The following is a 14,676-nucleotide window of genomic DNA, read 5'->3' as shown; positions in this document are numbered from 1 at the left end:
CCTAGTACGACTTGGGCAGGCCCAGGGTCTGGTGGGAGACGTAGTTGAGAATCATCTCCCGGCTCACCGGAGCAATACGAGCCACGCGCGCGGCTGTTATCAACGAGGCGAGCCCGAATTCGCGGGTGAGGCCGTTGCCTCCGAGGGTGTGCACGGCCTGGTCGACCGCCTTCACACAGGCCTCCCCCGCCGCGTACTTCGCCATGTTGGCGGCCTCTCCCGCGCCGACGTCGTCCCCGGCGTCGTACAGGTGGGCCGCCTTCTGCATCATCAGGCGGGCGAGTTCGAGGTCGATGTGCGCCTGGGCGAGGGGGTGCGCGATGGCCTGGTGGGCGCCGATGGGGGTCTTCCAGACGGTGCGCTCGCGGGCGTACTCGACGGCGCGATTCAGGGCGTAGCGACCCATGCCGATCGCGAAGGCGGCCGTCATGATGCGTTCGGGGTTGAGGCCGGCGAAGAGTTGCAGCAGGCCCGCGTCCTCGTCGCCGACGAGGGCGTTCGCCGGGAGTCGTACGTCGTCCAGCGTCAGCTCGAACTGCTTTTCCGCGCCGTGGAGTTCCATGTCGATCCGGTGGCGGGTGAAGCCGTCCGCGTCGCGCGGGACGATGAACAGGCAGGGCTTGAGGCTGCCGGTGCGGGCGTCTTCGGTGCGGCCGACTATGAGGGTCGCGTCCGCGATGTCGACGCCGGAGATGAAGACCTTGCGGCCGGTGAGCAGCCAGTCGCCGGTGTCCGGGTCGCGGCGGGCCGTGGTGGTGATGCGGTGGGAATTGGAGCCGGCGTCGGGTTCGGTGATGCCGAAGGCCATGGTGCGGGTGCCGTCGGCGAGGCTTGGCAGCCACGTGCTCTTCTGGTCTTCGGTGCCGAAGCGGGCTATCACTGTGCCGCAGATCGCGGGTGAGACGACCATCATGAGCAGGGGGCAGCCTGCCGCGCCGAGTTCTTCCAGGACGATGGAGAGTTCGGAGATGCCGCCGCCTCCGCCGCCGTATGCCTCCGGCAGGTTGACGCCGAGGTAGCCCAGCTTGGCCGCCTCGGACCAGAGTTGCTCTCGGTCGAAGGTGCGGCCGTGGCGTTTGCCGAGGGCGGCGACTGCGGATCGGAGGGCCTTGTGTTCTTCGGATTCGATGAGGGCCATCTGGTCTCCTTCGGGCTGCGGGTCGTATGTGGCTGGTCGCGCTCACGCGGCGGAGCCGCATATTGATGCAGCCCCGCGCCCCTTACGTCGGCTCGACCACCGCCAGCAATGCGTTGACCTCTACCTGTTGACCCGTCACGGCGTGCAGGGCCGTCAGTGTCCCGGTGAGCGGCGCTGCGATCTTGTGTTGCATCTTCATCGCCTCCAGCCAGAGCAACGGCTCCCCGGCCTTTACAGCGGCTCCTGCCGTCAGGCCCTCGGCCACCCTGACCACCGTTCCCGGCATGGGTGCCAGGAGTGATCCCGGTGCGTGCTGGGCTGCCGGGTCCGGGAAGCGGGGCAGCGCAGTCAAGGCGGTTGCGTTCACGTACACCTGGTCGCCGTACCGTGCCACCTCGAACTTCCGCTGTACGCCGTCCACTTCGAGTACGACGAGACGCGCATCCGCGTGCACGACGCGCACCCCGTCGGCCTCCAGACCCGCGCGCGCGTGCCGGTAGCGGACCTCGTGCTCCTCGTCTCCCATTGCGTACCGCTTGACCTGCGGCTGGGACGGGACGTTGCGGAAGCCGCCGAAGCGGGAGGGGCGGACGCGGGCGTCTGCGAGGGCGGCCGCCAAGGGGGCGTGCGGGTCGTACGCAGGCTCGGTCAGCTCGGACAGGTGGCGGTCGTAGAAGCCCGTGTCCATGCGCGCCGTCGTGAACTCCTCGTGGCGCAGGGAGGCGACGAGGAGGGCGCGGTTGGTCGTCGGGCCGTGGACCGTCGCCCGTTCCAGAGCGCCCGCCAGTCTGCGGATCGCCTCCGCGCGCGTGGGGGCGTGGGCGACGGACTTCGCGAGCATCGGGTCGTAGTGGACGCCGATGGGGTCCCCGGACTCGTAGCCGGTGTCCAGGCGGACGGACTCCGGGACGGACAGGCGGTGCAGGGTGCCCGTCTGGGGGGTCCAGTCGGTCGCCGGGTCCTCGGCGTAGAGGCGGGCCTCGATCGCGTGGCCACGCGCGCGTGGGGGGTCGTTTTCGAGTTCCCGTCCCTCCGCGACCTGGATCTGCAGGGCCACCAGGTCGATGCCGAACACCGCTTCCGTGACGGGGTGTTCGACCTGGAGGCGGGTGTTCATCTCCAGGAAGTGCGCCCGGTCGCCCGCGACCAGGAACTCCACCGTGCCGGCGCCCACGTAGTCGACGGCGCCCGCGGCCCGGACGGCCAGCGCGTGCAGCTCGGCCTCCAACGCCTCGGAGAGGCCGGGTGCGGGTGCCTCCTCGATCACCTTCTGGTGGCGACGCTGCAGGGAGCAGTCGCGGGTGCCCAGCGCCCACACCGTGCCGTGCGTGTCGGCCAGGACCTGGACCTCGACGTGCCGGCCGCCCTCCACGTACGGTTCGACGAAGACCTCGCCGTCCCCGAACGCGCTCGCCGCCTCGGCTCGTGCGCCCTCCAGTGCGGCGTCCAGTTCGTCGAGCCGGCGGACGACGCGCATTCCGCGGCCGCCGCCACCCGCGGCCGCCTTCACCAGTACCGGAAGGTCGCCCTCGGTGACCCGTTCCCGTTGCAGGGACGGGATCCCCATCAGTTCCTTGGCCCGCGTCTTGGACGCCATCGCCTCGATGGCCTCCGGGGGCGGACCGATCCACACCAGCCCGGCGTCGATGACGGCGCGGGCGAAGTCGGCGTTCTCGGAGAGGAAACCGTATCCGGGGTGGACGGCGTCCGCGCCGGACGCGACGGCCGCCTTCACGATCAGGTCGCCGCGCAGATACGTCTCCGCGGGCGTCGCGCCCGGCAGCCGTACCGCCGTGTCGGCCACGCGCGCGTGGAGCGCGTTCTCGTCGGCGTCGGAGTGCACCGCGACCGTCCGGATTCCCAACTCACGACAGGTGCGGAAGACACGGCAGGCGATCTCGCCCCGGTTGGCGACGAGCAGAGAAGTGATCACTGAAGGGTCCCTCACATCCGGAAGACGCCGAAGCCGCCGCGTGCGCCCTCGTACGGCGCCGTGTGGACGGCCGACAGGCACAGGCCCAGGACGGTGCGGGTGTCGCGCGGGTCGATGACGCCGTCGTCGTACAGCCGCCCGGACAGGAACATGGGCAGCGACTCGGACTCGATCTGCTGCTCCACCATGGCGCGCAGCGCGGCATCCGCGTCCTCGTCGTACGGCTGCCCCTTCGCGGCCGCCGACTGCCGGGCGACGATCGACAGGACGCCGGCGAGCTGCTGCGGGCCCATGACGGCCGACTTGGCGCTGGGCCAGGCGAACAGGAAGCGCGGGTCGTACGCCCGCCCGCACATGCCGTAGTGACCTGCGCCGTACGAGGCGCCCATCAACACCGACAGATGCGGCACCCGGCTGTTGCTGACCGCGTTGATCATCATCGCGCCGTGCTTGATGATGCCGCCCTGCTCGTACTCCTTGCCGACCATGTAGCCGGTGGTGTTGTGCAGGAAGAGGAGGGGGATGTCGCGCTGGTTGGCGAGCTGGATGAACTGGGCCGCCTTCTGTGACTCCTCGCTGAAGAGCACGCCCTGCGCGTTCGCCAGAATCCCGACGGGATAGCCGTGCAGGGCCGCCCAGCCGGTCGTCAGGCTCGTCCCGTACAGCGGCTTGAACTCGTCGAAGTCGGAGGCGTCGACGATCCGGGCGATCACCTCGCGCGGGTCGAAGGGCGTCTTCAGATCCCCCGGGACGATGCCGAGCAGCTCCTCCTCGTCGTACTTGGGGGGCGCGGCCGGTCCAGGATCGCCGTACGCCTTGCGGTGGTTGAGCCGCGCGACCACACGGCGCGCCTGGCGCAGGGCGTCCGGCTCGTCCACGGCGAAGTAGTCGGCGAGACCCGACACGCGCGCGTGCATCTCGGCACCGCCGAGCGACTCGTCGTCGCTCTCCTCGCCGGTGGCCATCTTGACCAGGGGCGGACCGCCGAGGAAGACCTTCGCGCGCTCCTTGACCATGATCACGTGGTCGGACATGCCGGGGATGTAGGCGCCGCCGGCCGTCGAGTTCCCGAAGACGACGGCGACGGTGGGGATTCCGGCGGCCGAGAGCCGGGTCAGATCGCGGAAGATGGCCCCGCCCGGGATGAAGATCTCCTTCTGCGAGGGCAGATCGGCGCCGCCCGACTCCACCAGGCTGATGCAGGGCAGCCGGTTGGCGAGGGCGATGTCGTTGGCGCGCAGGGCCTTCTTCAGCGACCAGGGGTTGCTGGCGCCGCCGCGCACGGTCGGGTCGTTGGCGGTGATCAGACACTCCACGCCCTCGACGACCCCGATGCCGGCGACGAGCGAGGCGCCCACGGCGTACTCGCTCCCCCAGGCCGCCAGCGGCGACAGCTCCAGGAAGGGCGTGTCCGGGTCGAGGAGCAGCTCGATGCGCTCGCGGGCGAGCAGCTTGCCGCGCCTGCGGTGCCGCTCGACGTACTTATCGCCGCCGCCCGCGAGGGCCTTGGCGTGCTCGGTGTCGAGGTCGGCGAGCTTGGCGAGCATGGACTCGCGGTGGGCGCGGTAGTCGGAACCGGCCGTGTCCAGGGCGGAGTTGATGACCGTCACAGCAGGGCCTCCGGAATGTCCAGGTGGCGGGAGCGCAGCCATTCGCCGAGGGCCTTGGCCTGCGGGTCGAAGCGGTGCTGGGCGGCGACGCCCTCGCCGAGGATGCCCTCGACGACGAAGTTCAGGGCGCGCAGGTTCGGCAGGACATGGCGTACGACTCTCAAGTCGGCTGTCTCCGGGAGGAGTTCGCGCAGCCGGTCGGCGGTGAGGGTGTGCGCGAGCCACCGCCAGGCCTCGTCCGTCCGCGCCCACACGCCCACGTTGGCGTTCCCGCCCTTGTCTCCGCTGCGGGCGCCCGCGACCAGGCCCAGCGGGGCACGCTTCACCGGCCCGTCCGGCAACGGCTCCGGCAGCGGCGGTTCCGGCACCTCGTCGAGTACGAGGGTGTCGTGGGCCGGAGCCACGGGAACCCGGCGCCCGTCATGGAGCACCGCCACATGGTCGACGGCGCCATGGGGGACGTACACATCCTGGAAGACCCCATAAGGCGCGCCCTTTCCAGGTGGCGCGAGCACATGGAAGCCGGGGTAGCTGGCCAGCGCCAGTTCGATGGCGGCCGCGCTCAGGGTCCGGCCCACGACCCGCTCGTCCGGGTCCCGTACGACGAGCCGGAGCAGCGCGCTCGCGGTCTCCTCGGTCGGCGCATCGGGCCGGTCGGTGCGGACGAGGTCCCAACGGACTTCGCCGGGCGGGGACTTGGCCTCCCCGAAGGCGGCCTCCATCTGATCCCGCACGAGAGCGGCCTTGGCCTCGATGTCCAGGCCGGTGAGGACGAAGGCGACCTCGTTGCGGAAGCCGCCGAGGCGGTTGAGGCCGACCTTGAGGGTCGGGGGCGGGGCCTCGCCGTGGACGCCCTCGATGCGGACGCGGTCGGGTCCGTCCTGGGTGAGCCGTACGGTGTCGAGGCGGGCCGTCACGTCGGGCCCCGCGTACCGGGCGCCCGCCGTCTCGTACAGGAGCTGGGCGGTCACCGTGCCGATGTCGACGAAGCCGCCGGTGCCGGGGTGTTTGGTGATGACGCAGCTGCCGTCGTCGTGGAGTTCGGCGAGGGGGAAGCCGGGCCGCCGGACGTCTCCCGCGCCCTCGGTGAAGAACGCGTAGTTGCCGCCGGTGGCCTGCGTCCCGCACTCCAGCACATGCCCGGCGACGACGGCGCCCGCGAGCCGGTCGTACTCCTCGCGCCCCCACCCGAAGTGCGCGACGGCGGGCCCGGTGACCAGCGCCGCGTCCGTCACGCGCCCGGTGACGACGACGTCCGCGCCCTCCCGGAGGCAGGCCGCGATGCCGTGGCCGCCGAGGTAGGCGTGGGCGGCGAGACTGCCGGAGTGGGCGGCGGTGAGGTCGTCGCCCTCGACGTGGGCGACACGGACGGGAATGCCGAGGCGGTCGGCCAACTGCCTTACGGCGGTGGCGAGTCCGGCCGGGTTGAGGCCGCCGGCGTTGGTCACGAGCTTCACGCCGCGCTCGTGCACGAGGCCCAGGCACTCCTCCAGCTGACGCAGGAAGGTGCGGGCGTACCCGGCGGCGGGGTCCTTCAGGCGGTCGCGCCCCAGGATGAGCATGGTCAGCTCGGCGAGGTAGTCGCCGGTCAGGACGTCGAGTTCGCCGCCGGTGAGCATCTCCCGCATGGCGTCGAAACGGTCGCCGTAGAAGCCGGAGGCGTTGCCGATGCGGAGGGTCGTCACGAGGTGGCCTCCTTCGGCGGGCGTCCGTCGCCCGGCGGGCCCGCGAAGGCCTGGGCGATGTCGAGCCAGCGGTCCGCGTCGGGGCCGACGGCTTCGAGTGCGAGGTCGGTGCGGTGGGCGCGCTGGGTGACCAGGCGGCAGAAGTCGAGGGCGGGACCGGTGACGCGGTCGTCGGCGTCCTCGGGCCCGTAGGCCCACAACTCGCCGGAGGGAGCGGTCAGTTCGACGCGGAACTCCTCGAACGGCACGGGCAGTCCCTGCACGCCGAAGGCGAAGTCGCGGGTGCGGACACCGAGGTGCACGATGTGCCGGAGCCGGTCGGTGGGGGCGCGGACCACGCCCAGCGCGTCCGCCACGTCCAGGCCGTGGGCCCAGGTCTCCATGAGGCGGGCGGTCGCCATGGAGGCGGTGGACATCGGCGGGCCGTACCAGGGGAAGCGGGCGCCGGCGGGGGCGGCCCGCAGTGCGTCCCCCAGCGCCCTGCGCCCGGCCCGCCAGTCCGCGAGCAGCTGCGCGGGGGGCTTGCCGGCCCCCTCCTCGGCGCCGTTGTCCACGAAGTTGCCGGGTTCGGTCAGCGCCTTCTCGACCTCGCGGGCGAAGGCGTCCTGATCGGTCACCGCGAGCACGGAGGAGTGGTCGGTCCAGGCGAGGTGCGCGATCTGGTGGGCGACGGTCCAGCCGTGCGCGGGGGTCGCGAGCGCCCACTGCTCCGGGCTCAACTCGGCCACGATCAGGTCGAGTTCCTCGCTCTCCGCGCACAGATCGTCGATCACGGGCGTCGGGTCAGCCATGGGGCGAGCATGGCATCGGCACCAGAAACAAGCAAGCGTGCTTGCATTAATTGGCTCGCCGGATATTCACGCGCGCCTCCTGCCGTCCCCGCAGTACGGTCGGCCGATGCTCGATGAGGACGGTTACTTCGGAGAATCCGTCGCGGCGGGATACGACGAGTCGTCGGCGGACATGTTCGCGTCGGACGTGGTGGAGCCGGCCGTCGATCTGCTGACGGAGCTGGCCGGGAGCGGCCGAGCCCTCGAACTGGGCGTCGGCACGGGCCGCATCGCGCTGCCGCTGTCGCAGCGCGGCGTCGAGGTCCACGGGATCGACCTGTCCCGGGCGATGGTGCAGCGACTGCGCGCCAAGCCCGGTGGCGAGGCGATCGGCGTGACGATCGGGGACTTCGCGACGACCGAGGTCGACGGCACCTTCTCCGTCGCGTACCTGGTCTTCAACACGATCATGAATCTGACCACGCAGGACGCCCAGGTGGACTGCTTCCGCAATGCCGCCGGCCATCTCGAACCCGGCGGCCGCTTCGTCGTCGAGGTCGGGGTTCCCGACCTGCGCCGGCTGCCGCCCGGGCAGAACGCCGTGCCGTTCCACGTGGGCGAGGGACGGCTGGGGTTCGATCTGTACGACGTCGCGACCCAGTCGATGAGCTCGCACCACGTGCGGGTCGCGGACGGCCGCGGCTCGTACCTGGCCGTCCCTTTCCGCTACGTATGGCCCGCAGAGCTGGACCTGATGGCCCGGCTGGCCGGGATGCGGCTGCGCGACCGGTGGGACGGCTGGAGCCGGGAGCCGTTCACGAGCGAGAGCCGGCGGCATATCTCCGTATGGGAGAAGCCCTCGGACTGACGCCCGTCAGGCCTTGACGCCCGTCAGGCCTCGGGCGCCACGGCCCTCCCCCGCCCCACCTGCGTCCGCACCGCCCCCATGCTCGCCGCGACGACCAGGGCGATCGCGGCCGCCTGGAGTGCGGTCAGGGTCTGGCCGAGGATCAGGAAGCCGGCCGTGCCGGCGATCGCCGGTTCCAGGCTCATCATGATCGCGAAGGTGGAGGCGGGCAGGCGGCGCAGGGCGAGGAGTTCGAGGGTGTACGGGAGGACCGAGGACATGATCGCCACCGCCGAACCCAGGGCGATCGTCACCGGGTCGGCGAGCTTCGCGCCCGATTCGGCGATCCCCAGCGGCAGCATCAGCAGCGCCGCCACCCCCATGGCCAGCGCGAGCCCGTCGGCCTGCGGGAAGCGTCGGCCCGTACGCGCGCTGAAGACGATGTACGTCGCCCACATGGCGCCCGCGCCCAGCGCGAAAACGACTCCGACCGGGTCGAGGTCGCCGAAGTTCCCGCCGCCGAGCAGGAAGACACCGGCGAGCGCGAGCCCGGCCCACACGACGTTGATCGCGCGGCGGGAGACGAGCACGGAGAGGGCGAGCGGGCCGAGGACCTCCAGGGTGACCGCCGCACCGAGCGGGATACGGGCGACCGCCTGGTAGAACAGGCCGTTCATCGCGCCCATGGTGATGCCGAAGACGAGCACCGTGCCCCAGTCGACGCGCGAGTGGCCGCGCAGGCGCGGGCGGCAGATCACCAGCAGGACCACGGCCGCCGCGAGGAGGCGGAGCGTGACCACGCCGAGCGAGCCGGCCCGCGGCATCAGGCTCACCGCCAGCGCCGCGCCGAACTGCACCGAGACGCCGCCCGCCAGGACCAGGCCGACGGGGCCGAGGGGACCACGTCGGTTCGGGCCCGCGGAGGTGCCCACCGGTGCGGGCGAGGAGGTGGTGGTCGTGCTGGGGGTGGTCACGGGCGGTCCAGGGGCTCGGCTCGGATTCACGATTCGTCCATCGCGATGTACTGCCGGGTCCAGGGTAATGGACTCCGTCAGGCGTGTGAACCCGTTTTGCGACTGTCCTGGATGGTGGACTCAGATGCCGGGCCAGGGCTCCTCGTCACGGAAGAGGGGGCGCCCGTCGGGGAGGGTCGTGGGGACGGCCGAGGGGACGGCGGCGGGGACCGTCGCGTAGGCATCTTGGCTGGTGAACACCGGTTCGTACGTGCCGTGGGAACCGTAGGAGCCCTGGGAACCGTAGGAGCCGTACGCCTCGTAGGTCTGCGCCGGTGCCTGCCAGGCCCCGTACCCGTCGTACGCGTACACGGGCTGTGCCGACTGGACCGGATGCGCCGGCTGTCCCGACTGCACCTGCTGGTCCACGAACAGCGGCAGCCGCAGCTCCCCCGTGTCCATCACGGCGTTGTTCTGCGAGCGGTGCAGCCGGGAGTACGCCCCGCCCCGGGCCAGCAGCTCGTCGTGGCGGCCCGTCTCCACGATGCGGCCGCGGTCGACGACCACGATGCGGTCGGCGTCGGGGGCGAGGTTGAGGTCGTGGGTGATCATGATGGTCGTACGGCCCATCATCAGGCGGCGGAGCGGCTTGACCACGCGCCGGGCCGCCATCGCGTCCAGGCCGGTCGTCGGTTCGTCGAGGACCAGGACCGGTGCGTCGCGCAGGATCGCCCTGGCTATCGCCAGTCGCTGCATCTGGCCGCCGGAGAGGCGGGCCGAGTTGGGGTCGACCTTCGTGTCGTAGCCCTCGGGGAGCTTCATGATGAAGTCGTGGGCGTCGGCCGCCCTCGCCGCCTCGACGATCGCCTGCTCGCTGGCGCCGGCCCGGCCGCAGGCGATGTTCGCCCGGACCGTGTCGTGCAGGACCAGGGTCTCCTGGGGCAGCAGGGTCACGTACTCACGCAGTCGCGCCACCGGGAAGTCGCGCAGGGGTACGCCGTCGAGCAGGACCTCGCCCGCGTCGGGGTCGTAGAAGCGCAGCAGCATCTTGGAGACCGTCGACTTTCCGGCGCCGCTCGGGCCGGTGACGATCACCAGTTCGCCGGGGTCGACGGTGAAGGACAGGCCCCGGAGGGCGACCGTGTCGGCGCCGGGGTAGGTGAAGGAGACGTCGCGCAGTTCGACCGTGCCGTCGGGGCGGCCGACGTCCGGGGCGCGCCGGGGGTCGGTGACCGACGGCTGCACGTCCAGGATCTCGATCAGGCGCTCGGCGCCCGCGGTGGCCGCGGTGATCGTCAGCCCGAGCTGCGCCAGCCCGCGGACGGGCGGGTAGAGGTAGCCGAGGAAGGCCGAGAAGGCCAGGAGCCGGCCGAGGGTCATGCGGCCGGTGGAGATCTCCCAGGCGCCGATGCCGATCACGGCGAGCACGCACACCGTCTCGATGACCGCCACCAGCTGCTCGTACGCCTCGTTGAGGCGCGTCGAGCGGACCGAGGCGCGGAACCAGGCGCTCGCCTCCTCGTTCAGACGCCGCCGTTCCGCGTCCCGGCGGTCGTAGGCCTGGGTGAGCACGATGTTGCCGAGGGACTCCTCCACGACGGAGGTGATCGCGCCGTCGGCGACCCTGCCCTCGCGGGAGACGTCCTTGATGGAGCCCGAGAAACGGCGGGCCGCCAGCCAGAACAGGGGGGCCAGCACGAAGGTGGCCGCGGCCAGGTCCCAGCGCAGCCAGAACGCGGCGGCGGCATAGAAGAGCGCGCTGAACGCGGCGGACGCGGCGCCGACCAGCCCGGAGACGACCATCGTCTCGATCGCCTCGACGTCACTGGTCAGACGGGACAACAGGTCGCCCTGACGGTGGCGTTGGAAGAAGTGCAGGGGCAACTGCTGTACGTGGTCGAAGACGTGCTCGCGCAGTCTCATCACGAAGCGTTCGGTCAGCCAGGCGGCGATCGAATTGCCGGCGTACGCCACGATCGCGCCGACGACCGCCACGCCCAGCCACTTCGCGGCCGGACCCCAGAACGCGGCCAGGGAGCCCTTTTGCAGGGCGTGGTCCGTGAGGTCGCTGAAGACCAGGATGGCCTCGGTCTCGGCCAGCGCGGCGAGCACCGTGCACGCCCAGACGGCGAGCAGCCATTTTCTGAGACCCTTGGTCAGCGGCCAGAAGCGACGAAATGCGGTACGGGCGGGAATAGTGGGTGTGCCGTATTCGAGTTCCTCGTCTTCCTCGTCCTCCGACCAGGAATCCGCTTTGTTCTCACGCACGACTGTTCCCTCCCGCTCACCATTTCCAGGAATTCCAGGAATTCCATGGATGAAGAGGGCCGACGGCGCACCGTCGACCCTCTGTCAGCTCACTCAGTTGTCGTCGCCCGGGATCGGCTTGGGAACCGGCGGCTTGGGGTGCTTCCGCTTCGGCTTCGGCGGCGGCGGAGGCAGCTGCTTCGACTTGGGCTTGGGGGGCAGCGGGGCGAGCTTCTTGAGGCTCATTCCGACTCCTTGAGAGTGTGCGGTGCTGGTGGTGCGAGAATTCTCTACGGAAACGGGCGGGGATTTCCTTCCGGATCGTCATCCGGGATCTCCCCGCCGCCCGACACCGAGGAACTTACACGTCCCCCATCTAAAGCAACGGCAAAGTCGGCGTGGTAACGGCAAACAGAGGCTGTGAAAACCTAGGAGATTCCTTTGATGGCGCACCGAACCTGAGAGTTCTCTTATGAACCTGAGTGTGGGCTTATGAAGCCCGGCAGGCGGCCGGGGAACACGCGGAACTCCGGGGTCGGCTCACTCGTCCCCCGCTCTGTCCAGCCCCTCTGCCAGCACCTCGGCCAGATGCCGCCCCCGCACCCCGGCCAGCTGTTCCAGCTGGGTTCGGCAGGAGAAGCCGTCCGCCAGCACGACCGCCTCCTTCGGTGCCTTGCGCACGGACGGCAGGAGCTGATCCTCCGCGCAGGACGCCGATACCTCGTAGTGCCCCTTCTCGAAGCCGAAGTTGCCCGCGAGGCCGCAGCATCCGCCCGTCAGCTCCCCGGTGAGACCCGCGGCTTCGCGCAGGCGGCGGTCCGCGCCGTCGCCGAGGACCGCGTGCTGGTGGCAGTGGGTCTGTCCGGTGACCGGGCGGTCCAGGCGGGGCGGGGTCCAGTCGGGGGCCAGCTTCTCCAGGGCCTCCGCGAAGGTGAGGACGCTCGCGGCGAGGCGGGCGGCCCGGGGGTCGTCGGGGAGGAGTTCGGGCAGGTCCGTGCGGAGGGCGGCCGCGCAGCTCGGTTCCAGGACGACGACGGGCGGCGGATCCTCCACCCCCAGCTCCGGCAGCAGATAGGGGCCGAGCAGGTCGAGTGTGGTGGTCAACACCGCGCGGGCGCGGTCCAGTTGGCCCGTCGAGAGGTACGTCAGTCCGCAGCAGGCGCGTGCCCGGCGGGACGTCAACGGATGCACGCCGACGCTCTCGACCTCGCCGTCCTGGGACCGCTTCACGACCCAGCGGCGGGTCGGCAGCGGTACCGGGCCCAGACCGGCCGCCTCCAGCACCCGCACGGCCGCCCGGCCCACGGAGGGCGACAGGTGTTCCGTGAACGTGTCCGGCCAGAGGAAGACCATCGTGGTGGGGAAGTCGGGGCGCAGCCCCGCACGCGCCCCGGCGGCCCACCCCCGCACCCGCTTCCTGAACTGCCGCTTCCACCACCGGCTGAACGGCACCGTCGCCACCCGCGGGATCCCCCGCTCGGGCGCGATCCCCCCGAGCCGCTTCGCCGCCCACGCCAACGGCCGTACGGACGCGAGGGCGTTGACGACCGGCGCCGTGCGCGTACGGGCCGTCCAGCGCAGCCATACCGGCAGCCACCCCATGCTGTAGTGCGCGGCCGGGCGGCGGCGCCCCTCGTAGTGGTGGTGCAGGAACTCCGCCTTGTACGTGGCCATGTCGACCTCGACCGGGCAGTCGGAGCGGCAGCCCTTGCAGGACAGGCACAGGTCCAGCGCGTCCCGGACCTCCGTGGACCGCCAGCCGTCGGTCACCAGCTCGCCCGCGAGCATCTCGTGCAGCAGTCGGGCCCGCCCGCGCGTGGAGTGCTCCTCCTCGCCGGTCGCCCGGAAGGACGGGCACATCACGGACGAGCCGGACGCCGATGTCGTACGGCATTTGGCGACGCCCACGCAGCGCCTGACCGCCGCGGAGAAGTCGCCGCCGTCCGCCGGGTAGCCGAAGGCCACGTCCACCGGCTTGCGGGGCAGCACGGAGAAGCGGAGGTTCGTGTCCAGGGGCGAAGGGCGCACCAGGATGCCGGGGTTGAGGAGGTCGTCCGGGTCCCAGGCTCCCTTCACGCGCTCGAAGAGGGCCACCATCTCCTCGCCGTACATCCTCGGCAGCAGCTCGGCGCGTGCCTGACCGTCGCCGTGCTCCCCGGACAGCGAACCGCCGTGCGTCACGACCAGGTCGGCGAGCTCCTGCGAGAAGCGCCGGAAGCGGCCGACGCCCGCCTCGCTCAGCAGGTCGAAGTCGATGCGGACGTGGATGCAGCCGTCCCCGAAGTGCCCGTAAGGCGTGCCGCGCAGGCCGTGTGCGGTCAGCAGGACCCTGAAGTCCCGCAGATACGCGCCGAGCCGGGCGGGCGGCACCGCGCAGTCCTCCCACCCCGGCCAGGCCTCGCTCCCGTCCGGCATCCGGGTCGCCGTACCGCTCGCGTCCTCCCGGATCCGCCACAGCGCCCGCTGCCCGCCCGGATCGGTGACGACGAGCGAGTCGACGACATCGGCGGCCCGCACGATCGCCTCCGCACGCGCGCGTGCCTCCCCCGCCGACTCCCCTCCCGTCTCCACGAACAGCCAGGCCGCGCCTCGCGGCAGCGCGGCCGCGGACGGGACCAGGTCCGCCGACATCCCCTCCACCGTCAGCGGCCCGTACGTCAACAGGCCGGCCGCGGCCTCGGCGGCGGCGCTCTCGTCGGCGTACGCCAGCACGGCGAGCGCCCGCGCGCGGGGTGCCTCGACCAGCCGTACGACGGCTTCCGTGAGCACCCCCAAGGTGCCCTCGCTGCCGCAGAAGGAGCGGGCGACGTCCGCGCCCTTCTCCGGCAGCAGCGCGTCCAGCGCATACCCGGAGATACGGCGGGGCAGCTGGGGAAACCCGGTCCGCAGCCGCGCCAACTCGCCCTCCACCAGCGTCCGCAGCCCCTCCGGCGCCCCGGCCCACTCCTGCCCGAGCCGCAGCCGCTCCCCGCGCGCGGTGAGCACGTCCAGCTCCCGCACGCTGTCCGCGGTCGTCCCCCACGCCACGGAATGCGAGCCGCACGAGTTGTTCCCGATCATCCCGCCGAGCGTGCACCGGCTGTGCGTGGACGGGTCGGGGCCGAAGCGCAGCCCGTGCGGGACGGCGGCCTCCTGGAGGCGGTCCAGGACCAGGCCGGGCTGGACGACGGCGGTGCGCGCCTGCGGGTCGATCGACACCAGGCGGTTCATGTGCCGGGTGAAGTCCAGGACGACGCCGGTGCCGGTGGCCTGCCCGGCGATGGACGTCCCCCCGCCGCGGGCGACGACCGGCACCCCGCGCTCCCGGCACACCCCCAGCACGGCCGCCACGTCCTCGGCGTCCCGAGGAGCCACCACCCCCAGCGGGACCCGCCGGTAGTTGGACGCGTCCATGGTGACCAGCGCCCGGGACGTGACGTCGAACCCGACCTCACCCCGGACGGCCCTGAGCAGCTCCGCCTCGAGATCCGTCATGCAACCAGCATGCATCCCG

General features: G+C 71.6%; 10 protein-coding genes. 1 reads left to right on the top strand and 9 read right to left on the bottom strand.

The window, feature by feature from the left end; all coding sequences use genetic code 11:
- Position 1 precedes the first annotated feature (1 nt).
- From OG303_RS27860 to OG303_RS27840, 5 genes are all read right to left on the bottom strand, one after another.
- A complete protein-coding gene (locus OG303_RS27860) occupies positions 2 to 1,138 on the bottom strand; it encodes an acyl-CoA dehydrogenase family protein (RefSeq protein WP_405871724.1) in 1,137 nt (378 codons plus the stop codon).
- Positions 1,139 to 1,220: 82 nt separating this feature from the next.
- Positions 1,221 to 3,071, bottom strand: a complete 1,851-nt coding sequence (locus tag OG303_RS27855; RefSeq protein WP_405871723.1) for an acetyl/propionyl/methylcrotonyl-CoA carboxylase subunit alpha — start codon at positions 3,069 to 3,071, stop codon at positions 1,221 to 1,223.
- Positions 3,072 to 3,082: 11 nt separating this feature from the next.
- Positions 3,083 to 4,681 (bottom strand): acyl-CoA carboxylase subunit beta, encoded by a 1,599-nt coding sequence (locus OG303_RS27850; RefSeq protein ID WP_405871722.1) that lies wholly within the window; start codon positions 4,679 to 4,681, stop codon positions 3,083 to 3,085.
- Entirely contained in the window at positions 4,678 to 6,366 is a 1,689-nt protein-coding gene (locus OG303_RS27845; RefSeq protein WP_405871721.1) for an acyclic terpene utilization AtuA family protein, read from the bottom strand. The genes OG303_RS27850 and OG303_RS27845 overlap by 4 nt, the downstream gene beginning before the upstream one ends.
- A complete protein-coding gene (locus OG303_RS27840) occupies positions 6,363 to 7,157 on the bottom strand; it encodes a TIGR03084 family metal-binding protein (protein WP_405871720.1) in 795 nt (264 codons plus the stop codon). Before OG303_RS27840 ends, OG303_RS27845 begins: the two co-directional genes overlap by 4 nt.
- Before the next feature lie 106 nt (positions 7,158 to 7,263).
- Between OG303_RS27840 and OG303_RS27835 the strand changes: the two genes are divergently transcribed.
- Positions 7,264 to 8,004, top strand: coding sequence for a class I SAM-dependent methyltransferase (locus OG303_RS27835; protein ID WP_405871718.1), 741 nt, complete (start codon positions 7,264 to 7,266; stop codon positions 8,002 to 8,004).
- A 23-nt stretch (positions 8,005 to 8,027) separates the two neighbouring features.
- Here the strand turns inward: OG303_RS27835 and OG303_RS27830 are convergent, their stop codons facing one another.
- The 4 genes from OG303_RS27830 to OG303_RS27815 all read right to left on the bottom strand — a co-directional run bounded on the left by OG303_RS27830 (position 8,028) and on the right by OG303_RS27815 (position 14,657).
- Complete coding sequence (locus OG303_RS27830; RefSeq protein ID WP_405871717.1) at positions 8,028 to 8,957, bottom strand: EamA family transporter; 930 nt, start codon at positions 8,955 to 8,957, stop codon at positions 8,028 to 8,030.
- 120 nt (positions 8,958 to 9,077) lie between these two features.
- Entirely contained in the window at positions 9,078 to 11,204 is a 2,127-nt protein-coding gene (locus OG303_RS27825; protein WP_405871716.1) for an ABC transporter ATP-binding protein, read from the bottom strand.
- 93 nt (positions 11,205 to 11,297) lie between these two features.
- Positions 11,298 to 11,429: a hypothetical protein gene (locus OG303_RS27820; protein WP_405871715.1), complete on the bottom strand. Its 132-nt coding sequence runs from the start codon at positions 11,427 to 11,429 to the stop codon at positions 11,298 to 11,300.
- 294 nt (positions 11,430 to 11,723) lie between these two features.
- Positions 11,724 to 14,657, bottom strand: a complete 2,934-nt coding sequence (locus OG303_RS27815) for an FAD-binding and (Fe-S)-binding domain-containing protein (protein ID WP_405871714.1) — start codon at positions 14,655 to 14,657, stop codon at positions 11,724 to 11,726.
- Between the last annotated feature and the right edge of the window lie 19 nt (positions 14,658 to 14,676).

Source organism: Streptomyces sp. NBC_00005 (assembly GCF_045160215.1).
Lineage (GTDB): Bacteria > Actinomycetota > Actinomycetes > Streptomycetales > Streptomycetaceae > Streptomyces.
The sequence above is the reverse complement of the archived record's forward strand: the minus strand, read 5'-3'. Positions and strand labels throughout refer to the sequence as shown.

Excerpts from the sequence above, each read along its gene's own strand:
- OG303_RS27860 (WP_405871724.1), bottom strand. The coding sequence starts at position 1,138 with ATGGCCCTCATCGAATCCGAAGAACACAAGGCCCTCCGATCCGCAGTC.
- OG303_RS27840 (WP_405871720.1), bottom strand. The coding sequence starts at position 7,157 with ATGGCTGACCCGACGCCCGTGATCGACGATCTGTGCGCGGAGAGCGAG.
- OG303_RS27835 (WP_405871718.1), top strand. The coding sequence starts at position 7,264 with ATGCTCGATGAGGACGGTTACTTCGGAGAATCCGTCGCGGCGGGATAC.
- OG303_RS27820 (WP_405871715.1), bottom strand. The coding sequence starts at position 11,429 with ATGAGCCTCAAGAAGCTCGCCCCGCTGCCCCCCAAGCCCAAGTCGAAG.
- OG303_RS27815 (WP_405871714.1), bottom strand. The coding sequence starts at position 14,657 with ATGACGGATCTCGAGGCGGAGCTGCTCAGGGCCGTCCGGGGTGAGGTC.